The following is an 18,458-nucleotide window of genomic DNA, read 5'->3' as shown; positions in this document are numbered from 1 at the left end:
CGAATGCGGTTCTGTATGAATAGACCCCGGAGGTTTGACAATAATGAATAATCAATAATGACTAGTCAATGGGTAGTCAATATATGTGAGGAAGGTGATCAAATGAGCGGGATGCGGCCCAATTCAACAAGCAAAGGACATGGATTCTTTTTATTTATAAAAGTAGCTTTCGCTACCGCTCTGATCGGGTTGATCGCTGCAGCGGCGCTACTTGTTTATTTATACGGCACCAGTCTCCCCTTGGCGGATACGGACCGCAACTCCCGACTGCTCGATAGCGAGGGACAGGTGATTGCCACTTTCTCGGCTGGCGGAAAGAATTCAATCCCCGTGCCGTTAAACGCCATTTCCAAGGATGTGATCGACGCCACCCTGGCCGTGGAGGACCGCAAGTTTTACAGCCATCCCGGCTTTGATTTTAAAGGCATGGCCAGAGCGGTGCTTGTAAACCTGGAAAATTGGAAAATGGCGCAGGGTGCAAGCACGCTGACCCAGCAGCTGGCACGCAATCTGTATCTCTCCCATGAACGGACCTGGACGCGCAAGGCCAAGGAAGCTTTTTATACTGCCCAGCTCGAAATGAAGTACAGCAAGGATGAAATTCTGGGAATGTATCTTAACGAAGTGTACTACGGGCACGGTGCATACGGGATTGAGGCAGCAGCGCAAATGTATTTCGGCAAATCGGCGGACAAGCTGAATCTGGCGGAAAGCGCTCTGCTCGCAGGCATCCCCAAGGGGCCGACCTACTATTCCCCCTACAATCATATGAAGAACGCCAAAAACCGGCAGAAGATCGTGCTCGACTCCATGGTTGAAACGGGCAGCATCACGGCTGCCGAGGCGGACACAGCTTACGAGCAGATCCTTTCACTCAAGCCCGAGAGCGAACGGAGAAGCGTGGAAGCTGCCCCTTATTTCCGCGATTATATACGGAAGCTGGCCGTGGAGAAGCTGGGAATTGACGAGAAGCTGCTTGAACATGGCGGCCTGAGCATTTATACGACGCTGGATATGCGTATGCAGCAGGCAGCGGAGCAATCTGTCAGCAAGGGGCTGAAGGGCAGCAGCGGACTGGAAACGGCCCTCATTTCCATGGACCCCCGTACCGGTTATATCAAGGCCATGGTCGGCGGGAAAAACTATGTGGAAAATCAATATAACCACGTATTCGCCGCTACCCGCCAGCCCGGATCGGCCTTCAAGCCGATCATGTACCTGACTGCGCTGGACTCCGGCGAGATGACGAGCCTGTCGATGTTCGAGAGCCGACCCACACTTTTCCGGTATGACGACGACCGGAAAACGTACCAGCCGCGCAACTTCGGGGACAAGTATCTCGGAGAGATCGATATGAGACGCGCTATCGCGGCCTCGGACAATATTTATGCGGTAAATACCATTTTGAAGATCGGGACGGAACAGGTCATATCCACGGCTCACAGCATGGGCATTACAAGCAAGCTGGAGAACGTCCCGTCACTCGCGCTGGGGGTATCGCCTGTCAGCCCGTATGAAATGGCCGCTGCCTACTCGGTTATCGGCGGAGGCGGCGTGCAGGTGCAGCCGACCGCCATTCTCCGCATTACCGACGCGGGCGGACGCATCATATACGAGGCTCCACAGCCTGCCGGCAAGCAGGTCGTCAAGCCTGCGGCCGCTTATGTGCTCACCCGCCTGATGGAGGGCGTATTCGAGGAAGGCGGCACCGGAAGCCGCGTGGCCGATCTGATGAAGCGGCCGGTGGCGGGCAAGAGCGGCACCACCGATACCGATGCCTGGATGATTGGCTTTACACCCGAGCTGACAACCGCCGTTTGGGTCGGCTATGACAAGGGGAAGAGCATCACGGCCACGGACGCTCACCGCGCGGCTCCCATTTTCGCTGAATATACGGAGAAGGCGCTGGAGAACGTCCCGCCCAAAATATTCCCCATCCCGGAAGGTGTCGTCAGTGCATACATCGATCCGGATTCCGGCAAGCTCGCTACCGCCGACTGCCCCAGCCGGCGTCTGGAGGTGTTCTTGAAAGGGACGGAGCCCAAGGAAGCCTGCCCAGGGCACGGAGGAAGCACGAAGCCGGAGAACACGGAGATGCTGCAGGACGGCTTGCAGGCGAATGACCGGGAGGAGAAAAGATCCTGGTGGGCTGATTTCAAACGCTGGCTGATGGAATAGGTTATGTTATCATGAGTACAGATCATAAGCAGGAAGAGGTGTACTCGTGAATCAACAGCATGAACAGACAGCGCATTCCCGAACGCCCTTCTCGGGCAACTCGGAGGCTGCCGGCAAGCCCATCCCGCTCACTGCCTGCTTGTTCGCCATGAGTGCGCTGGAAGCGGCCCCGCGACTGCTCGGCCAAACGCTCGTCCGGTTAACGGAGGATGGGGAAATCCGCTGCCGGATCGTTGAAACGGAGAGCTACGGCGGCGCGGAAGACAAAGGAAGTCATGCTTACAGCAACCGCAGGACCGCTCGTACAGAGACGATGTTTCAGCCGGGCGGCGGCGCTTATGTGTATCTCATTTACGGAATGTACCACTGCCTGAACGTCGTGACCGGCGCGGAAGATGATCCGCAGGCGGTCCTGATCCGCGCTGTTGAACCGCTTACGGACAGGGATGCCGCCCTGATGGCAAGCTACAGAGGCGGGGCCCCGAAACGGCCTTACGAGTTAAGCGGCGGACCCGGCAGACTGTGCAAGGCGCTGCGCATCGACAAAAGCCTGAACGGCATCCCGCTGCACCAGCCGTCCGGCCCCCTGTGGCTGGAAGCCGCACCGCCAGCCGCGCCGGACTTCGGCATCATGCGCGGCCCGCGCATCAACATCGATTATGCTGAAGAATACGCCAGCAAGCCTTGGCGCTTCATTATTGAGAACCATGCTTACAATTCTGCCAAGAAAGCGCCTCTGGAATGGTTCAGCAGGTATGGAGAGCTGTAAGGGTGCGCACGGAGCGTCTCAGAACATACGAAAGAGTGCCCCAGGTTAATGGACCTTTTAGGACACCCCTTGTTCGTTATCTATAGTATTTTCTCAGTTCTCAAGCGCCTGTTTTAACTCATCAGGAGAAGCGTTCCACCATTCTTCATTATGGGAAATCAGCAGCTTCTTCAGCGCAGTCTTCTCCTCACCGCCCAGCTCATCCAGCATAAATCTGCGCTTCAGCGCATAATCCATCCGGTTCACATGGTCGGCGAGAATTTTCCAGCCCCGCTTGGCCTCTTCATCAATCAGCATCTCACAGGCCGTCGCGCCACCGTAAAAACGGCTGTCCGCCGTCCGGTCCACCGCTACCCATACGACCCACACCTGACGGCCGTTAGGCACGTCCTCTTTGTTGGCCGAAAATTTGATCCCGCGCTCCACCTTGCTCTTTGCGTGCATGGCTCCAATATCAATCTTCGCTTCACCGCGGTCAATGATGACCGGGGACATGTTGTTCAGGTCGATGGAGCCGGCCCCAAAGCCTTTATGCTTGCTTTTGCTGCTCACAATATTCAAAGCGATTTGCTTCTTGCCGTCAGGCTGATTCTGATTCATAATCTATTCCTCCATATCATTGTCGGCCATTCAACATCTACAAATTATTTTAACTAATAATCTCCCGAAAGCAAACATATACATGCTGTAGATGCTTGTCAACGGGAGGTATCCAAATCAATATGAAGCTACAGCGCGGCAAAACCTTTCTCTGTCTGCTGCTTGTTCTTTCCATCCTGTCCGGGGGAACCGCTGTGTCCGCCCGTCAGTCACCCGCTGCGGCTGCGCCGGAACAGGCCAAGCCTCCGGCTCCCTCTTCCATGCCCCAGGCTCCTGCCGTGCCTTCACAATCCAAGGCTGAGGTTCTGAGCAACCGGGTCGTGGAATATCACATCGATGTGTCTTTGGAAGAAGGGCGGATTCTACAGGGAAAGGAAACCATCACCTGGAAGCATCCCGGACGCAAACCCGTCAATGAGCTTTATTTTCATATGTACCCGAATGCCTTCGCATCGCCGGAAACGACGTTTATGAAGGAAACGGGCGGCAAGCTGCGCAATGACACGATGCCCGCAAACGGCTACGGCTCAATCACACTGAAGGATCTGAAGACAGAGGACGGGCTTCCGCTGATGCACCGCATCCAGTACGTGCAGCCTGATGACGGCAATACCGCGGACCAGACGCTAATGAAGGTCAGGCTCCCCAGACCCGTGAAAGGGGGAGAGAGCATCACCCTTTATATGACCTTTGAAGTGAAGCTTCCCAAAATCTTTGCGCGGATGGGGTATGCCGATGATTTTGTCATGGCCGGGCAGTGGTTTCCGAAAATCAGCGTCTATGAGCCCGCCGGGCGGCGTGACCGTGCTGAAGAGGGGTGGAATCTGCACCAATACCACGGCAATTCCGAGTTTTATGCCGATTTCGGAATTTACAGCGTACGCATTCAGGTGCCCGATTCCTATACTGTAGCCGCCACCGGCTTTCCCATCCGGGCTCCGGTCAGCCAAGGCGGACGGAAAATGTATCAGTTCTATGCCGATGACGTGCATGACTTCGCCTGGGCGGCCTCGCCTGATTTCGTCACCTATGAAGAGCCCTTCTCCACCGCACAGGTGCCAGGCGTCAAGATCAAGCTATATCTGGATTCCTCTCACAAAGAGCTGAAAGCCCGGTATATGTATGCAGCCAAGGCCGCATTGGACAGCTTCAGCAAATGGTACGGGCCCTACCCCTACTCCACCTTGTCCATCGTCGTTCCTCCGCAAAACGCAAACGGCGCCGGCGGGATGGAGTACCCGACGCTGGTTACGGCTTTCGGGGCTGACGATGCTACACCAGGATATAACCTGGAGCGGACCGTGGTGCATGAAATCGCCCATCAATATTTTTACGGCATCGTGGCCAGCAATGAATTTGAGGAACCGTGGCTGGACGAAGGGTTTACATCCTATGCGGAGGATAAATTAATGGAACAGGAATACGGTCTCATCCCGAATATTCCTTTGCAGTCTGGACAGGTCTATGCTCCTCAGTCGTTGACCCGCGAAGCGTGGAAATACAGCTCGCCTGACCACTATGCGCAGAATGCCTACCTGCGCGGCAAGCTGGTGCTGCTCGGGATGGAACAACAGCTGGGGAGCACCAAAATGGACACCCTGCTCCGTTCCTATGTGCGGAAATACCGCTTCAAGCATCCATCCACCCGCGATTTTCAGCGTATAGTGGAAAGCGTGACAGGCCGTTCATGGTCTCCCTATTTCAATCAGTACGTATATGGCAGCCAAATGGCTGATTTTGCGGTAGACAGCATTCAGCTGCGCAAGCTGGAGAATGGCATGTACGAGTCTGCCGTTACCGTGTCCAAAAAGGGCGGCGACGTGCCGGCCGTACCTATCCAAGTAGCATTCAAGGATAAAAGCAGCATACAGAAGACATGGGACGGCAAACAGCAGAAGGTAACCTACCGTTTTCAAAGCAGGTCCCCTGCAGTCTCGGTGGTCATTGATCCTCTTCATACGATCCCTCTGGAGAACAACCACCTGAATAACACACTGCTGGCTGAGCTGCCGGAGAAAACCGAAACACGCTGGCTTCTGGGGATGACCAGGCTGGCTGAAGCTTTGATTAGAAGTCTGTCATGGTGAGGTGTCCGCAGGTGATGAATTCTGTCAAAGAGGGTTGGACGCTCGTCCGCTTGCATTTTTTTATCGTAATTCTGCTGTTTATCTACCGTCTTGCTTGGGGAGTATTCAACTATAAGTACACTGAATCGGGTATCGTGCCTCTGCTGCTGCGCTATCCGGGAAGCGGCCAGAGCGAGCTCAACCGGACCTTATTCTGGATGGAAAGCCAGATTGCATTGGCGCAAAGCTCTTCCGTCCATCTGTATTTGTGGGTTCTGCTTGCGGTCATCGTGCTGCGCATGCTGCTGACCCCGTTGGTCCGGGCGGGTGTATATTACAGCCTGCATATGAAGAGACAGCAGGGGCGGCGCTCCTTTCTCACCGGCATCCGTCTGTTCTGGCGTTCGTCCCTTTTATATTACACGGTTGAAACCTGCCTTCTGCTGCTTCCCGGGTACTGGATTGTACCGCGTCTGCTGCAGACTCTGTCCGGTTCGCTGCAAGAACCGCTTCTTGCCGCCGTCCACCTTCTCCCTTACATCGTTTTATGGGGCATTTTGGCCTGGCTCATCCGTCAATGCGTGATGTACATGCAGTTCGGAACGATCAGCGGGAGGGGCGCATGGTTCTCGCTCGCCTGCTGCATGCGGTGTATTCTCCCCGGCATCGGAATATCCGCAGTGCTCGGAGCATCTGTCATCGTCCTGCTCTCTATCTTTAGCGTCTCTGGCTGGCTGTGGACAGGGTTGCTTGCACTCATCCTTCACCAGACTTATCATTTCATTTCTTCACTTTTTACAATATGGCACACATCTGCACAGTATTATTTATGGAATACTACTTGTGATTCGTTCACCAAGGAGTAAAATGATGCCAGCGTCTGCTGAAAATAATCTCATGTAAATTCTTTTAACATAGTACTTTCGATATTTTTAGTCTCTGTTTTAGCAGAGACTATTTTTTTACAGCTTTTTGCTATGAAACATTTGCCAAACTATGCTTCCTTTGTTACAATAGTCCCTGTGAACTGATAGTAACAACTTTGTAATTATTGCTGTAACCTTTTTAGACAACCTATTCATGAACGATCATATGCTTCAAGGTGCACATCTAGTAAAGCCGAATTCCCGGCACCGGGAAGCGGGGGAACCAGTTTTGGGTGAATTGATCTCGCATCAGAGGGATCATAGGGGAGCCTTCTACCGAACCCTTAAGCTAACTTCGCAGGCGTTGGAAGGGGTTTGTATTTTTTTGAAAAAGAAGCTAGCTATCGCAGCCATGAGTGCAGCAATCGCCTTCGCGGGCCTTTCATTCGGCGCTGGAAGCGTGTATGCGGACTCCAAAATGGACCAGGTCATCCAGGATGCCAAAGGCACCTCTTATAGAGCAGGCGGCACCACGCTGAGCGGATTTGACTGTTCCGGATTTACGAGTTATGTATTTGACCAGCTTGGGCTTGATCTTCCCCGCCAATCCTCCACCCAGTTCGAAGCGGGAACCGCTGTTTCGCGGGATGAAATGAGACCTGGAGACCTGGTATTCTTCAACACGAATGGAAGAGGAGTTTCTCATGTAGGGATTTATGTAGGTGACGGCAGATTTGCCCACTCCTCCTCATCACGTGGTGTCACCGTCAGTTCGTTGGGCGAAAGCTACTACGCTGATCGATACCTTGGTGCCAAACGTGTCATGAGTACATCCACTTACGAATCTGTTGCCCTTGATTAGAAATTATTTACATCATAACTTCAGCAGCTTCGATTCCCGCCGGAATTGAGGCTTTTTTTGTTGCCAAACAGGCTTAACCGAAGTACCCTTTTTAAGAAGGGATACGTAAGGGGGAAAAATATGTCCGCCGAATCAACAAGCTATCAGATCGTTCCGATGAGTGAAGAGCAGGCAGCTGCCATAAGTGAGTGGAAATATAAACCGCCCTATGACATTTATGGCTGGCTGCCTTGGGAGCAGATGAAGGCTCTCGACATCGAATTTGCCAACCCGGAGCTGCGAAGCTCCCAATATGTCGCTGTATTGGATGAGTCAGGTGGCCTATGCGGGTTTGCCCAATATTTTCCCATGGAAGAGGTGACCCGTCTTGGGCTCGGAATGCGGCCGGAATTATGCGGTCATGGACACGGTGCGGAGTTTGTCCGGGCTATCGCTGAGGAAGCCAGGCGCCGTGCGCCGCAAAATGAGATCGACCTCGAAGTCCTCGTCTGGAACAAACGGGCCATCAGGGCCTACCGTTCTGCAGGCTTTCGCATTACCGATGCCTATGAGCGGCAAACTCCGGACGGGATGAAGCCTTTTTATTGTATGGTCTACAATAGCGGGGAAGACGCAGACCCTATACCAAACGCCCTGGATTCAGAGTCTTAGCTCTACCCAGGGCGTTTGCTATTTGATCGCTTATTGCGGTCCGTTGATTTGCCGTTGCAAGGTTAATCCAGGATTAATCCTCCGAACGCATGTGTTCGAATGCTTCATTGTACTGCTGTGCTTCTTTTATATCTACTGCTGTAATCCCGCCTTCATCCCACGAGGTGAGGCGCAGCGTAACCGTCTTGTAATCAATGGTAATAAACGGATGGTGATTGAATGCTTCCGAAATACCGGCTACTTCATCCACGAATGCGATTCCTCTCATAAAGCTGGAAAAGACGTATTTCCGAACAATCCAGCGTCCCTCCTCTAGCTCCCAGCCCTCTAATCTCTCCAGATGAGCCTCTATTTCTTCTAATGTAAAAGGCATAGTATTCCTGCTCCTCTCCGTGATACGGAAGCCGTTCCTGATGTTATTGGGGCCAGCCCTTATGACCGTGTTCATATTACCATGGCTTCGCTGAGAAATCCAATGGCTATGTTATACGAGGGATACGAAGGTCAGCTCCTCTTCACCGATCAGAATGTCGATCCGGTAACGGTTTCGGTCATGAATGATGACACCGCTCCCGACCGTAATAACAGACTCTTCTCCAAGCGCGTAAAAGAGATCCTCGGCCAGCGCTTCCTGAACCTCAGCTCGTTCCGCACTCTCCAGACGCTCCCATTCCTCCTCTTCCATTTCAAAAAAAAGGTAACTGTCCGGAATACGCCCTACTGCGTCCGTCAACTCCTTCAGAATGAGTTCATATTCTCTTCCATGCCTAACACCCATGTGAGCCCTCCACTCTTCTCCATTCCGGATTTGGAATCCTGTTCTCAAAATTGTCATTTAACAGCGTTGTCTTCATTATACCGTGAAATCCCCCTAAAAAAAAAAGGGGCTTTTGTCGATAAATATGGTAGTCCGTTTCACCAAAATACGTTGGAGGGCAAGGATGTCCCCTGGCCGGACCGGATGTTCTACCAATTTCTCATGGACGAGGTGTACAATGCAAATTTCATCAATTATAGGACTTGCACTCGGGCTCATATCCCTGGTTGTCGGCATGATCCTCAAAGGGGCGCCTGTCGTCAATTTGGTTAATAACCCTGCAGCTTACATGATTATCTTTGTAGGCACAGCCGCCAGTGTATTCATGGCCTTCCCGATGTCGGACATGAAGAGAGTACCCAAGCTTTTCAAAATTATTTTCACTGAGCAAAAGCTGCCTGACCGCCAGCAATTGATCACTACATTTATGGAATGGGCCTCCATTACCCGCCGTGAAGGTCTGCTCGCCCTTGAGCCCAAGGTGGAAGAGATCGACAACGCCTTTCTGCGCAGCGGAATGCGGATGATTATTGACGGCAATGATCAGGAATTCGTACGGGATGTGCTTATGGAGGATATCAATGCAACGGAGGAAAGGCACCGGTCCGGTGCGCTGATCTTTTCCCAAGCCGGTATGTATGCTCCGACACTGGGGGTGCTCGGGGCGGTAGTCGGTCTGATCGCAGCTCTTGCCGATCTCAGTGATATGGAGAAGCTCTCTCACGCGATCGCCGCCGCCTTCATCGCCACACTTTTGGGTATTTTTACGGGTTATGTATTATGGCACCCTATGTCGAATAAATTAAAACGGCTGTCCAAAAGGGAAGTCGATATCAAGCTGATGATGGTGGAAGGCCTGCTGTCCATTCAATCCGGTGTATCCACCATAGCTATCAGTCAGAAGCTGTCCGTATTCCTCACTCCTACGGAGCGGGCTCAAATGAGCTCCGATGAGAAGGGAGCGAGCGACAGTGAGTAAAAAAGGCAGACACGAGCCGCATGAGGAGCATGCAGACGAGAGCTGGCTGCTTCCTTATTCCGATTTGATGACCCTGCTGCTCGCCTTGTTCATCGTTCTGTTCGGTATGAGCTCGTTGGATGCCAAGAAATTTGAACAGATGGCGAAGTCGATGAGCTCCGCCTTCAGCGGGGGAAGCGGTGTGCTGGATAATACCTCCGCCAACCCGGTCGAAAATCCCTCCGTGGATATGGGCAAGAATAAGGAAACCGTGCAGGACCCTGTGAAAAGCAAGCCGTCCAGCGAGCTCCAGAAGGAGCTTGCCCGCCGCGAGCAGGAAGATCTGGAGAAGCTCAAACGCCGAATAGACCAATATATCAAAGGAAACGGATTAACCGAGCAGCTGAGCACCAAGCTGAACCAATCCCAATTGATGATTACGATCTCTGATAATGCCCTGTTTGCATCCGGACAGGCGGTCGTTAAGCCTGAAGCCCGCAAGCTTGCTACTTCAATTGCCACTCTGCTGGATGAATTCCCGGATTATGATGTTATTGTCTCCGGACATACGGATAATGTTCCCATTTCCAACAGCAAATATCCTTCCAACTGGGAGCTGAGCGCCGACCGTGCTTTGAACTTCATGCGCATCCTGCTGCTGGACAAGCAGCTCAATCCGCAAAAATTCAGCGCTATCGGCTACGGGGAATACCGTCCAACCACCACCAACTCCACGAATGTCGGACGTGCCAAGAATCGCCGGGTGGAGATTTCCATCATCCGCAAGTATCAGAACGGCACCCAGGTCATCAGTGCAACCTCTGGCGGAAATAACTAAGAGCCACGCCAAAAAAGGGCCCCTGACATCATTGTCAGCGGCCCTTTCCGTATTTTATAACAGCTTATAGTTCAGCATCCGGCCCAGTTCCTCTTTCTCACGGTCCGTTAGATCCCGCCAGGCGCCTGTGCGAAGCGATCCCAGATGAATGTTCATAATGCGTATACGCTGCAGACGCTTCACATCATATCCGAAGGCAGCGCACATGCGCCGGATCTGCCTGTTTTTCCCTTCTGTCAGAATGATCCGGAATACGCTGTCGGATACGCGGGTAACCTCGCAAGGCAAGGTACGCTGTCCCAGAATCTTGACACCGCTGGACATGCCCTGAAGGAAGGATGGCGTTACCGGCCGATCCACCGTTACAATGTACTCCTTCTCATGCTTGCCCTCCGCCCGCAGTATTCTGTTGACGATGTCACCGTCATTCGTGAGCAGAATGAGACCTTCGGAATCCTTGTCCAAACGGCCGATTGGGAAGATGCGCTCCGTATGGCCGACAAAATCCACAATATTCCCACGAACATGAAGTTCCGTTGTACTGGTAATCCCTACGGGCTTGTTCAGTATAATATATACATGTCCAGAGGCTTTACTGCCCAGGGGCTGCCCGTGAACACGGACATCGTCCCCTTCCTCGGCCTGGCTCCCCAATACGGCGACGACCCCGTTAATGGTTACCTTGCCGCTCTCCACCAGCTTATCTGCTTCACGCCGGGAGCAGTACCCCGTCTCACTTATAAATTTATTGATACGCAACTGACTTACACCCCGTTCTGTAATCTCATCCTTGATGACAATTTTAACGTTTTCCCTGTACAAGCACAACCAATGAAGATGTGTCCCCTTTTGACATAGCTTGGATGGCGTTGTTGAGCAAATACCATCATACATCGTATCCACGAGGCACGGAGGGTTCCTCTATTGGGTGTTCGAATGCGGACTGTGGTTGTTATTTTTATAAGGTTTGCCTACAATATAAATAGTCCACAACCTATCCACAAATGCACAGAATTCTACACAGGCTGTGCATAACTCTGTGGGTAAGTATATACTTATCCACAAATTTGTGCACATCATGTTAACAACGGAATGCCTGTTCGCTGGATAATTCAATGATCGAAAGGAGTCTTATCCCCAGTGACAGACGAGCAGCATGAATACTGGATGAACCAGGCCATTTTGGAAGCAAATAAAGCGGAAGCTATCGGGGAAGTCCCCATCGGGGCTATTATTGTAAAAAATGGCGAAATAATCGGCCGTGGTTACAATCTGCGGGAAACCACCCATGACGCAACGGCTCATGCCGAAATGATCGCCATCAAGCAGGCGAGTGAAACCCTGGGCGCATGGAGGCTGCTGGATTGCCGTCTATATGTAACACTTGAGCCCTGCCCGATGTGTGCAGGGGCTATTGTACAATCCCGTATTCCAACGGTGATCTATGGAACAACCGACCCGAAGGCCGGCTGTGCCGGAACATTGATGAATTTGCTGCAGGAGCCCCGGTTTAATCATCGTACCGAAGTCATCCAGGGGGTTTTGCAGCCGCAGTGCTCAGCTCTGTTGACCGATTTCTTCCGTAAGCTGCGCGGGAAATGAATAATCTGTAAGAATAATCTGCAAAAGGAAGGATCTTATCATGTCTTTAACGTTATATAACCACTCGCAAGGTATTTTGCTTCGTCCTCTTCGGTTGGAGGATGCTCAGGCGCTGCTTGAGCTTCGGTGTGCCAACAAGGATTTTCTCGCTCCTTTTGAACCATTGCGGGAGGAAAGCTTCTTCACGCTGGCTGGGCAGCAGCAGTTCCTGATGCAGCGTATCCAGAGCGAGGAGAGCGGAAGCGGCTGCCTGTTCGGGATATTTGCTCTTGAAGATGAGCGTCTTGCCGGGACGATCGCGATCTCCAACATTGTACGGGGAGTTGCCCAATATGCCGATGTCGGTTATATGATGGCACAGCAAGAGCAGGGAAAGGGACATATGACTGCAGCAATCCAGCTGATCGTGCAATATTCCTTCAAAGCGCTGGGTCTGCACCGGCTGCAGGCAGCCACACTTCTGCACAACAAAGGCTCCCAGCGGGTATTGCAGAAAGCAGGCTTTCAGGAGGAAGGCATCGCCCGTAAAATGCTGTGCATTAACGGGGAATGGCAGGACCACCGCAGGTATGCGCTCCTCGCAGAGGACATTTTGCAAGACAACTGATACCCCTAAGCACTGATACATCGATAAGCTCAGAAAACAAGGAACCACCCTGCCTTTGTGAGGCCGGGTGGTTCCTTACATTAATATCCGAGATTCGACATTTCCTGTTCCAGTTGATCCATTGTAATCACCTGGTCGCCGGAAGGGATGCCAATCACAAAGGTTTGCTTCTCATTGATTTTAGTGTATTGACCGCTGCCGGTTACAGAAAGCTTAATGTTCTCCTTCGTTTCCGGATCATTAAAATCAACATTGGCGTTCAGGCTTTGATATACCGGGAAATTATCTGCATTGATTGCTGTGTTCAGATCAAACTGATTTACCTTCAGATATTTCTTCGCTTCTTCCAGATCCTTGGCTACTTCGCCGCTGTTCGATGCCAGCTCGGATTTGAATTTGTCAATTTCGGATTTCTCCACTTGCAGCATATCAGCATATTCTTCTTTGGACATAATATCCAGCACTTTAGGGAGCGCTTTGTTGATAAATGTCGTTGCAGCCTGCTGGAAGTTGTCATTGGTTACTTTGAATTGAACCACCTGTTTGGCGTCGATGCCTTCCGGCAGTGCCGCGTCTTTAGGAGCGATATCCGTGAAATAGGAAGCATCGTATTCTGCCAGGACCGCATCCACCACTTCATTGGAGAATTTCTGGGCTTTAGCCTGATCCATGGAAGCAGGATTAAATTCCGTACCAGATTCCTCCGCAAGCTCTTTCAGATCCAGCACAAGGAATTTGCCTACAATGCTTTCCGGCATCGGGAAGAACGGAATGCTCGGGATTTTGACGTACATTTTATCTTGAGTCATGACCATAGGAATGGAGAACTCCATAGCCATGTCACCCTTTAATTTAATACCAAGAGTCATTTCCGTCTGCATCGGATCTTTCTGATATAGACCATCCAGTGTCATTTCAGCATTTTTCAGCATGTTCACAACCATACCGACACTTGGATCGTTCTGCGTCTCCGTAGACGTAAAGGACAAATCATTGATCGTAAACTTGCTGGTCATTGCGTAGGATGTCATGGTCATTGCTTGTGTTGCTGCTGTTGTAGCCGCTTCCTTCGGTTCCAACTTCTTGCTGCAGCCGACGAGCGCGACTGTCAATACAAGAATCATGGTGAGCGTCAAAGCTGTAATTCTTTTACTCATTACTCTTTCTCTCCCCTCGTTGTTTAACCCCGATGTACATTAACACAAAGAATAAAGAATGCACACATCTTACATGATAACGTAAGTTGTATGTTTTTGAAACACATTTTGGTAAAACTATCGGATAACCGAATACAAAAAAAGCGCCTTAGTCTGCGACTAAGACGCTGATCACATATAGCTCCGCCTTCAGATCACTAGGACCCCTCCGGATTATGGTGGTCCACATGATTGCGGTTTTTGACCTTTTTAGACCCAGACAATGGTTTCTGCATGCCCCGGTCATGGTCCCGGTCACGCTGCTGAGTCTCCTGTGCTTCAGGTACCGGCATGCTTTTCGGCTTGCTCATCATTTCTACCTCCTTTATGCCATCCTGGTGTATGAGTTTAGGCTTTGCTTACATATGGGTCGAGTTCATATCTTCAGTTGCATCGTGGTTCAGAGCATCCTGATGCCGGCGGTCATTTCGGTCCTGCTCAAGCTGCTGAGCGTTATGGCTGTTTACAGGACGCTTATCCAGGCTTTCAATAACATTGGACAGATTTTTATCCATTCCCTTTTTCGATTTGCTCACGAAGATCACCCCCGTCTCAGGTAGCTAGAAATTTCGCGGTCAGGCTCAGGTTCAGACATGTGTCAGCTGCTGAAGCGCCTGGGCGCATTGATGGATATGCCTTGTGTAATCGTCGGCTAACTGTTGTATGATATCCGAACGCTCATCGACGGTTCGCCCTTCGCTTTCCACATCCACCAGGTTCACCTTTACTTCACGGGAGTCCACATAGGCACAAGCAAAATCAAAGGAGTACATCTGTCTTCCTTCCACTTCAATGTGAATGCGCAGCGCTTTGGGATCGGCTTCGTCTGCGGACACCCATGCTTTATCCCCAGGTCCGATCAGGGTCGGCAAGCGCTCCTGCCATGCTTCCACCAATTGCTGCTGGTCGATTTGCAGCTCTCTGTTCATTGCAACACCTCCTCCGCACTGTTAACGTGCGGCAAAGGAGCATCATTTATGCATGAAGCCAACCTGAAAACAACAATAAATGAAATGCAAAAAAGCTACCCGCATCTGCCACAGCAGAACGGATAGCTTATGTATTCATTGTGTAATGGCGGAGAGGATGGGATTCGAACCCATGTGGAGTTGCCCCCTAACGGTTTTCAAGACCGCCCCTCGTTATAAAAGCCCGCCATCCCTTGTACTGACTGAGTTTATGGCACTTTATTGTTGAACCGCTACAGCGGTCTGAGTTATAACGTTTATTTCGGTACATGACCGTTGGATAACTTCATCTTATTATTTTGAAAAGTATGCGTCAAGATGTGATTCGATTGAGAATGAAATAGCTCTCAGCACTTGTGTGGTTACTCTTCAGCATTCACCATTGGCCTCTCTTTACAAGAGCCATATTGCCTTCGCCTTCTTTATACTGATAGCTCGGAATTACCGCTTCCACTATAACATGTTTCTCGCTACTTAAAAGATCGTTGAATAGTTTTTCAAAATCCTTACGTGAAAAGTATAAATTCCATCCATCAGAGTATGTACCGTCGTCAGGTATTATAAAAGTAGAAAAATACGCTTTTTCATCATCAAATCCATAATTAAAGTAATCGTCCAACTCAAGTGTTCCACTGATTACAAATGATTTATCCAAATTATTTGGCATATCATACTGTACAGTCTTTGCATCGAGACTTATCCGATTTTCCTTTTTGAACAATTCAATAGGGCTACTGTCTTCTTCTTGTTCATCCTGTTCAAGTTGCTCGCCCACTACTTTAATCAATAGTGGCTCTAATTTAGTTGCATCATAATTAGAATAATCAAGTGCCTCTTCCCCATAAATTTTTTCGACTTCCTTCAACGCCTTAAAGTATCCTTCGTTATTCTCAACTCCCTCTCCAAAAATTCCGTAAAATAATGATTGCTGATATAGTTCATTAACCGCTTCAACCAATTGAATCTCGCTTTCTGTGGCATCATCTCTACTCTTAACTCTGCCGAATGTTCCAGAAACATGAGCAAATTCTTTTAATTCTCCCTTCATCTCTTGTTCAACATATTGTTTTACTGTAATGACTATTTGCTGCCCTTCATCCCATACTTCCTGACGGATATCTTGTGGGCGATCATGACTTTCTGAACCACAAGCTGTAAGTACGATCAAAAGCAGATAAATAATGAAAATCTTCCTCACTTCAAGTCACCCCACTCCCATTTCTGTTCTCCTATTACTTCATTCCCAACCATAATAATAGTTCTTATAAGTAAAATAATCAACGAAAACTAACTCTATAATTAACTGTTTGCACTATAAAAACTAACCTAACCTTGTCATTAAGGTGGTGGTTATAATGTCTGAGTTTTTATACGCTGTTGGGAATCGAATAAGAGCATTACGTAAACAAAGAGGTTGGACACAAGAGCAACTTGCTGAAAAGGCAAATTTGCACTACAGTTACCTCTCTTCAATGGAGCGCGGGGAAAGAAACGTAACAATCGAATCCTTAGAAAAAATCATCCTAGCTTTAGAAATCAATCCTATGCAAATTTTCAACTTTGCTGATACGAATGTTCTGGAAGAAAGAGCAGATAAAGAAGCGACATTGCAAGCGATCTATGCTCTTCTTCAAGATAGGAATACTGATGAAGTGAAGATGGTTTATAGAGTATTAAAGGATATGCTTAATACATTCAGCGGAAGTGGGCATTCCAAAAACAACAGCACTTAGAGTATATGCTAAGTGCCGTTTTGCGTTCACGCTATCCATTAAGTATTACCTTCTTTTTAATACTCTCAAGTAGCTGTTCTATGCCATCCTTCTCGTTATTTTTGATTGATTCAAGCATTGTGATAATATCTTGATCGTCTAAAGGAATAATGAGTCCTCTATCATCTCTATAAGTGTCAGAACATCTTTGGTAAAGCAAATCTTTATTTTCAATTGTTCTACACATTAATATCCCAAACTTCCCTTTATTAAAAGCAAATCTACTTGACAATTGGTCAATTTCAGGATTAGCAATGTCCTTTCCATAATTTTTACATTCTATAAAGATGTAAGGACAAAAAATTTTATTTATCTCTTGCAGTCTAAAAAAGAACCCTTTCTGAGTTATATTATTCATAACTATATCTACTCTTTTCCTGCCCTGATGTAGTTTTTCTTCAATTGTTGGATTATTAAGATGCGGATAGAAAAGAATTTCCAGTATAGATTTTATGAACTTGTGATATTCCGAAGCTGTTTTTGTACCTATGGGGATATTGCCTAAACTAACTATAAGAGCATCAATAATATTATTTATGTCCTCAAATCCAGTAAACTGCATAATTTCATCATTGGAGAGAGATTTCACTGCTCCTGATGTAGTTTTCCTAAATCTCTCGAATAATTCAGGTTTTCTTTGTGTGTATTTTCTGAGAAAATCTTTTCTATTCTCAAATTCGCCATTTTCAATCCTTTTACTTATATCCTTGTCTACAACCGTTTTAGGAAGATAGTATTCCTCCCTACCGTTTTTATATTTTCTATATCTAACAAGTGCTGACCTTCTTCTTAAATGTTCTTCTCTTTCATTACTTACAACATAATGCCACCCATATTTCTGTGCATTATATTCTGAAATAAATGTTACAATTGCTTTTGGTACTAATAATAACTCACGCTCTTTATAAAAAAGTAATTCATCATTAGATGTAATCCAATCTTCACTAATTGGGTCCCAATAAGGTAACGTCTCACTTGTCGTTAATGGAATATTCCATATTTCACACTGCTCTTTTGTATAATCAATAAGATGTTTCCTAATAATATTTGTAGTCATATCAGAAAGTTTGTCTTTATCAACATCATCTACGAATACTATAATATCTTCTATATTCTGGACGATTCCTGTCTCAATTGCTTTGCTTCTAATTATCTCTTTAATAATATCTGTTGCATTTCCTTCCCCAACACCTCTTCCATTTTTAGTTCCAGTTTTACTTATACCCAAGCATGTTTCTTTTGGTTCAGACATAAATTGGAATAATTCAATCGCTAATTCGTGTTCATCATTTCTAATATATTCTGCTACCTTGGAAAAAAAGTTCTTAATAGTTCTGTTTACTTCAACAGACCAAGGGTCGCTTCTAGTAGAAATCAAATAAGGGTCTATATACATTGGATAATCTTGATCTATGTTTATATCCACAAAATCCAATTGAATTTGTGATACTTCTAAGTTAAATATCTCACTGATCTTCATTAATATCGCCCCTTATAATTTATTAAGAGTAATTACTTGCTATGAATGCTATGGGGATTTATAGACTCACGAATCGATGTAATCAGGTTCTCAACCGAGCCACTAACGTGACATAGTTTCTTCAATTTTTTTGAAAACACACAAAATTAATTTCATTTTAATTGAAAATTTTACCATCAATATTAATCAATTTATTAATCCTACGTGATGAATTATATCCTTTACTAC

General features: G+C 48.3%; 21 protein-coding genes and 1 riboswitch. Of the genes, 11 read left to right on the top strand and 10 right to left on the bottom strand.

Annotation, left to right across the window (positions count from 1 at the left end; all coding sequences use genetic code 11):
• Positions 1-111 precede the first annotated feature (111 nt).
• Together ACE41H_RS20440 and ACE41H_RS20435 are read left to right on the top strand one after the other, a co-directional pair.
• The gene (locus ACE41H_RS20440; protein ID WP_375357428.1) at positions 112-2,178 is read left to right on the top strand and encodes a transglycosylase domain-containing protein; all 2,067 of its coding nucleotides are present in this window, start codon (positions 112-114) and stop codon (positions 2,176-2,178) included.
• Between the two features lie 46 nt (positions 2,179-2,224).
• Complete coding sequence (locus ACE41H_RS20435) at positions 2,225-2,947, top strand: DNA-3-methyladenine glycosylase (protein ID WP_375357411.1); 723 nt, start codon at positions 2,225-2,227, stop codon at positions 2,945-2,947.
• 93 nt (positions 2,948-3,040) lie between these two features.
• Here the strand turns inward: ACE41H_RS20435 and ACE41H_RS20430 are convergent, their stop codons facing one another.
• Positions 3,041-3,547, bottom strand: coding sequence for a YwhD family protein (locus ACE41H_RS20430; protein WP_375357410.1), 507 nt, complete (start codon positions 3,545-3,547; stop codon positions 3,041-3,043).
• 122 nt (positions 3,548-3,669) lie between these two features.
• Between ACE41H_RS20430 and ACE41H_RS20425 the strand changes: the two genes are divergently transcribed.
• From ACE41H_RS20425 to ACE41H_RS20410, 4 genes are all read left to right on the top strand, one after another.
• Complete coding sequence (locus ACE41H_RS20425; RefSeq protein WP_375357409.1) at positions 3,670-5,634, top strand: M1 family metallopeptidase; 1,965 nt, start codon at positions 3,670-3,672, stop codon at positions 5,632-5,634.
• Positions 5,635-5,648: 14 nt separating this feature from the next.
• Positions 5,649-6,479, top strand: a complete 831-nt coding sequence (locus ACE41H_RS20420; protein WP_375357408.1) for a hypothetical protein — start codon at positions 5,649-5,651, stop codon at positions 6,477-6,479.
• Between the two features lie 241 nt (positions 6,480-6,720).
• Positions 6,721-6,858, top strand: a riboswitch (cyclic di-AMP (ydaO/yuaA leader).
• 6 nt (positions 6,859-6,864) lie between these two features.
• On the top strand, positions 6,865-7,341 hold the full coding sequence (locus tag ACE41H_RS20415; protein WP_375357407.1) for a C40 family peptidase: 477 nt from the start codon (positions 6,865-6,867) through the stop codon (positions 7,339-7,341).
• A gap of 120 nt (positions 7,342-7,461) precedes the next feature.
• The gene (locus ACE41H_RS20410; protein WP_375357406.1) at positions 7,462-7,992 is read left to right on the top strand and encodes a GNAT family N-acetyltransferase; all 531 of its coding nucleotides are present in this window, start codon (positions 7,462-7,464) and stop codon (positions 7,990-7,992) included.
• A gap of 73 nt (positions 7,993-8,065) precedes the next feature.
• On the opposite strand, the gene ACE41H_RS20405 is transcribed toward ACE41H_RS20410, so the two are convergent.
• The gene (locus tag ACE41H_RS20405) at positions 8,066-8,365 is read right to left on the bottom strand and encodes a 4a-hydroxytetrahydrobiopterin dehydratase (protein ID WP_375357405.1); all 300 of its coding nucleotides are present in this window, start codon (positions 8,363-8,365) and stop codon (positions 8,066-8,068) included.
• Positions 8,366-8,476: 111 nt separating this feature from the next.
• Positions 8,477-8,770 carry a hypothetical protein gene (locus ACE41H_RS20400; RefSeq protein WP_375357404.1) on the bottom strand — a complete coding sequence of 98 codons (294 nt, stop codon included), beginning with the start codon at positions 8,768-8,770 and terminating at the stop codon, positions 8,477-8,479.
• 217 nt (positions 8,771-8,987) lie between these two features.
• Here ACE41H_RS20400 and motA point away from each other — a divergent pair, with 217 nt between their 5' ends.
• Together motA and motB are read left to right on the top strand one after the other, a co-directional pair.
• The gene (gene motA, locus ACE41H_RS20395; protein WP_375357403.1) at positions 8,988-9,788 is read left to right on the top strand and encodes a flagellar motor stator protein MotA; all 801 of its coding nucleotides are present in this window, start codon (positions 8,988-8,990) and stop codon (positions 9,786-9,788) included.
• On the top strand, positions 9,760-10,605 hold the full coding sequence (gene motB / locus ACE41H_RS20390; protein WP_375357402.1) for a flagellar motor protein MotB: 846 nt from the start codon (positions 9,760-9,762) through the stop codon (positions 10,603-10,605). Before motA ends, motB begins: the two co-directional genes overlap by 29 nt.
• 54 nt (positions 10,606-10,659) lie before the next feature.
• Here motB and rluF read toward each other — a convergent pair whose 3' ends face one another.
• Positions 10,660-11,364, bottom strand: a complete 705-nt coding sequence (rluF, locus tag ACE41H_RS20385) for a 23S rRNA pseudouridine(2604) synthase RluF (protein WP_375357401.1) — start codon at positions 11,362-11,364, stop codon at positions 10,660-10,662.
• A 381-nt stretch (positions 11,365-11,745) separates the two neighbouring features.
• Between rluF and tadA the strand changes: the two genes are divergently transcribed.
• Both tadA and ACE41H_RS20375 read left to right on the top strand, forming a co-directional pair.
• Positions 11,746-12,207, top strand: a complete 462-nt coding sequence (gene tadA, locus ACE41H_RS20380; protein ID WP_375357400.1) for a tRNA adenosine(34) deaminase TadA — start codon at positions 11,746-11,748, stop codon at positions 12,205-12,207.
• Between the two features lie 40 nt (positions 12,208-12,247).
• The gene (locus ACE41H_RS20375) at positions 12,248-12,814 is read left to right on the top strand and encodes a GNAT family N-acetyltransferase (RefSeq protein WP_375357399.1); all 567 of its coding nucleotides are present in this window, start codon (positions 12,248-12,250) and stop codon (positions 12,812-12,814) included.
• Positions 12,815-12,894: 80 nt separating this feature from the next.
• Here the strand turns inward: ACE41H_RS20375 and ACE41H_RS20370 are convergent, their stop codons facing one another.
• The 5 genes from ACE41H_RS20370 to ACE41H_RS20350 form a co-directional block, all read right to left on the bottom strand.
• On the bottom strand, positions 12,895-13,971 hold the full coding sequence (locus tag ACE41H_RS20370; protein ID WP_375357398.1) for a hypothetical protein: 1,077 nt from the start codon (positions 13,969-13,971) through the stop codon (positions 12,895-12,897).
• Between the two features lie 197 nt (positions 13,972-14,168).
• Positions 14,169-14,321, bottom strand: coding sequence for a small acid-soluble spore protein P (locus ACE41H_RS20365; protein WP_375357397.1), 153 nt, complete (start codon positions 14,319-14,321; stop codon positions 14,169-14,171).
• A 48-nt stretch (positions 14,322-14,369) separates the two neighbouring features.
• Positions 14,370-14,546, bottom strand: a complete 177-nt coding sequence (locus ACE41H_RS20360; protein WP_375357396.1) for a hypothetical protein — start codon at positions 14,544-14,546, stop codon at positions 14,370-14,372.
• A gap of 51 nt (positions 14,547-14,597) precedes the next feature.
• Positions 14,598-14,939: a hypothetical protein gene (locus tag ACE41H_RS20355; RefSeq protein WP_375357395.1), complete on the bottom strand. Its 342-nt coding sequence runs from the start codon at positions 14,937-14,939 to the stop codon at positions 14,598-14,600.
• A 415-nt stretch (positions 14,940-15,354) separates the two neighbouring features.
• Entirely contained in the window at positions 15,355-16,176 is an 822-nt protein-coding gene (locus ACE41H_RS20350) for a hypothetical protein (protein ID WP_375357394.1), read from the bottom strand.
• Positions 16,177-16,333: 157 nt separating this feature from the next.
• Between ACE41H_RS20350 and ACE41H_RS20345 the strand changes: the two genes are divergently transcribed.
• Positions 16,334-16,711 (top strand): helix-turn-helix domain-containing protein, encoded by a 378-nt coding sequence (locus ACE41H_RS20345; protein WP_375357393.1) that lies wholly within the window; start codon positions 16,334-16,336, stop codon positions 16,709-16,711.
• Between the two features lie 31 nt (positions 16,712-16,742).
• Here ACE41H_RS20345 and ACE41H_RS20340 read toward each other — a convergent pair whose 3' ends face one another.
• Entirely contained in the window at positions 16,743-18,230 is a 1,488-nt protein-coding gene (locus ACE41H_RS20340) for a DUF8370 family protein (RefSeq protein ID WP_375357392.1), read from the bottom strand.
• Positions 18,231-18,458: the final 228 nt, after the last annotated feature.

It is taken from the genome of Paenibacillus enshidis (assembly GCF_042136365.1).
Classification (GTDB): Bacteria; Bacillota; Bacilli; order Paenibacillales; family Paenibacillaceae; genus Paenibacillus; species Paenibacillus enshidis.
The sequence above is the reverse complement of the archived record's forward strand: the minus strand, read 5'-3'. Positions and strand labels throughout refer to the sequence as shown.

Bases quoted from the DNA above. Each gene is read 5' to 3' on its own strand.
- ACE41H_RS20420 (WP_375357408.1), top strand. From the start codon at position 5,649: ATGAATTCTGTCAAAGAGGGTTGGACGCTCGTCCGCTTGCATTTTTTT.
- ACE41H_RS20355 (WP_375357395.1), bottom strand. From the start codon at position 14,939: ATGAACAGAGAGCTGCAAATCGACCAGCAGCAATTGGTGGAAGCATGG.
- ACE41H_RS20370 (WP_375357398.1), bottom strand. From the start codon at position 13,971: ATGAGTAAAAGAATTACAGCTTTGACGCTCACCATGATTCTTGTATTG.
- ACE41H_RS20410 (WP_375357406.1), top strand. From the start codon at position 7,462: ATGTCCGCCGAATCAACAAGCTATCAGATCGTTCCGATGAGTGAAGAG.
- ACE41H_RS20440 (WP_375357428.1), top strand. From the start codon at position 112: ATGCGGCCCAATTCAACAAGCAAAGGACATGGATTCTTTTTATTTATA.
- motB (WP_375357402.1), top strand. From the start codon at position 9,760: ATGAGAAGGGAGCGAGCGACAGTGAGTAAAAAAGGCAGACACGAGCCG.
- ACE41H_RS20365 (WP_375357397.1), bottom strand. From the start codon at position 14,321: ATGAGCAAGCCGAAAAGCATGCCGGTACCTGAAGCACAGGAGACTCAG.
- ACE41H_RS20375 (WP_375357399.1), top strand. From the start codon at position 12,248: ATGTCTTTAACGTTATATAACCACTCGCAAGGTATTTTGCTTCGTCCT.
- motA (WP_375357403.1), top strand. From the start codon at position 8,988: ATGCAAATTTCATCAATTATAGGACTTGCACTCGGGCTCATATCCCTG.
- ACE41H_RS20425 (WP_375357409.1), top strand. From the start codon at position 3,670: ATGAAGCTACAGCGCGGCAAAACCTTTCTCTGTCTGCTGCTTGTTCTT.
- ACE41H_RS20400 (WP_375357404.1), bottom strand. From the start codon at position 8,770: ATGGGTGTTAGGCATGGAAGAGAATATGAACTCATTCTGAAGGAGTTG.
- ACE41H_RS20340 (WP_375357392.1), bottom strand. From the start codon at position 18,230: ATGAAGATCAGTGAGATATTTAACTTAGAAGTATCACAAATTCAATTG.
- ACE41H_RS20430 (WP_375357410.1), bottom strand. From the start codon at position 3,547: ATGAATCAGAATCAGCCTGACGGCAAGAAGCAAATCGCTTTGAATATT.
- ACE41H_RS20405 (WP_375357405.1), bottom strand. From the start codon at position 8,365: ATGCCTTTTACATTAGAAGAAATAGAGGCTCATCTGGAGAGATTAGAG.
- ACE41H_RS20345 (WP_375357393.1), top strand. From the start codon at position 16,334: ATGTCTGAGTTTTTATACGCTGTTGGGAATCGAATAAGAGCATTACGT.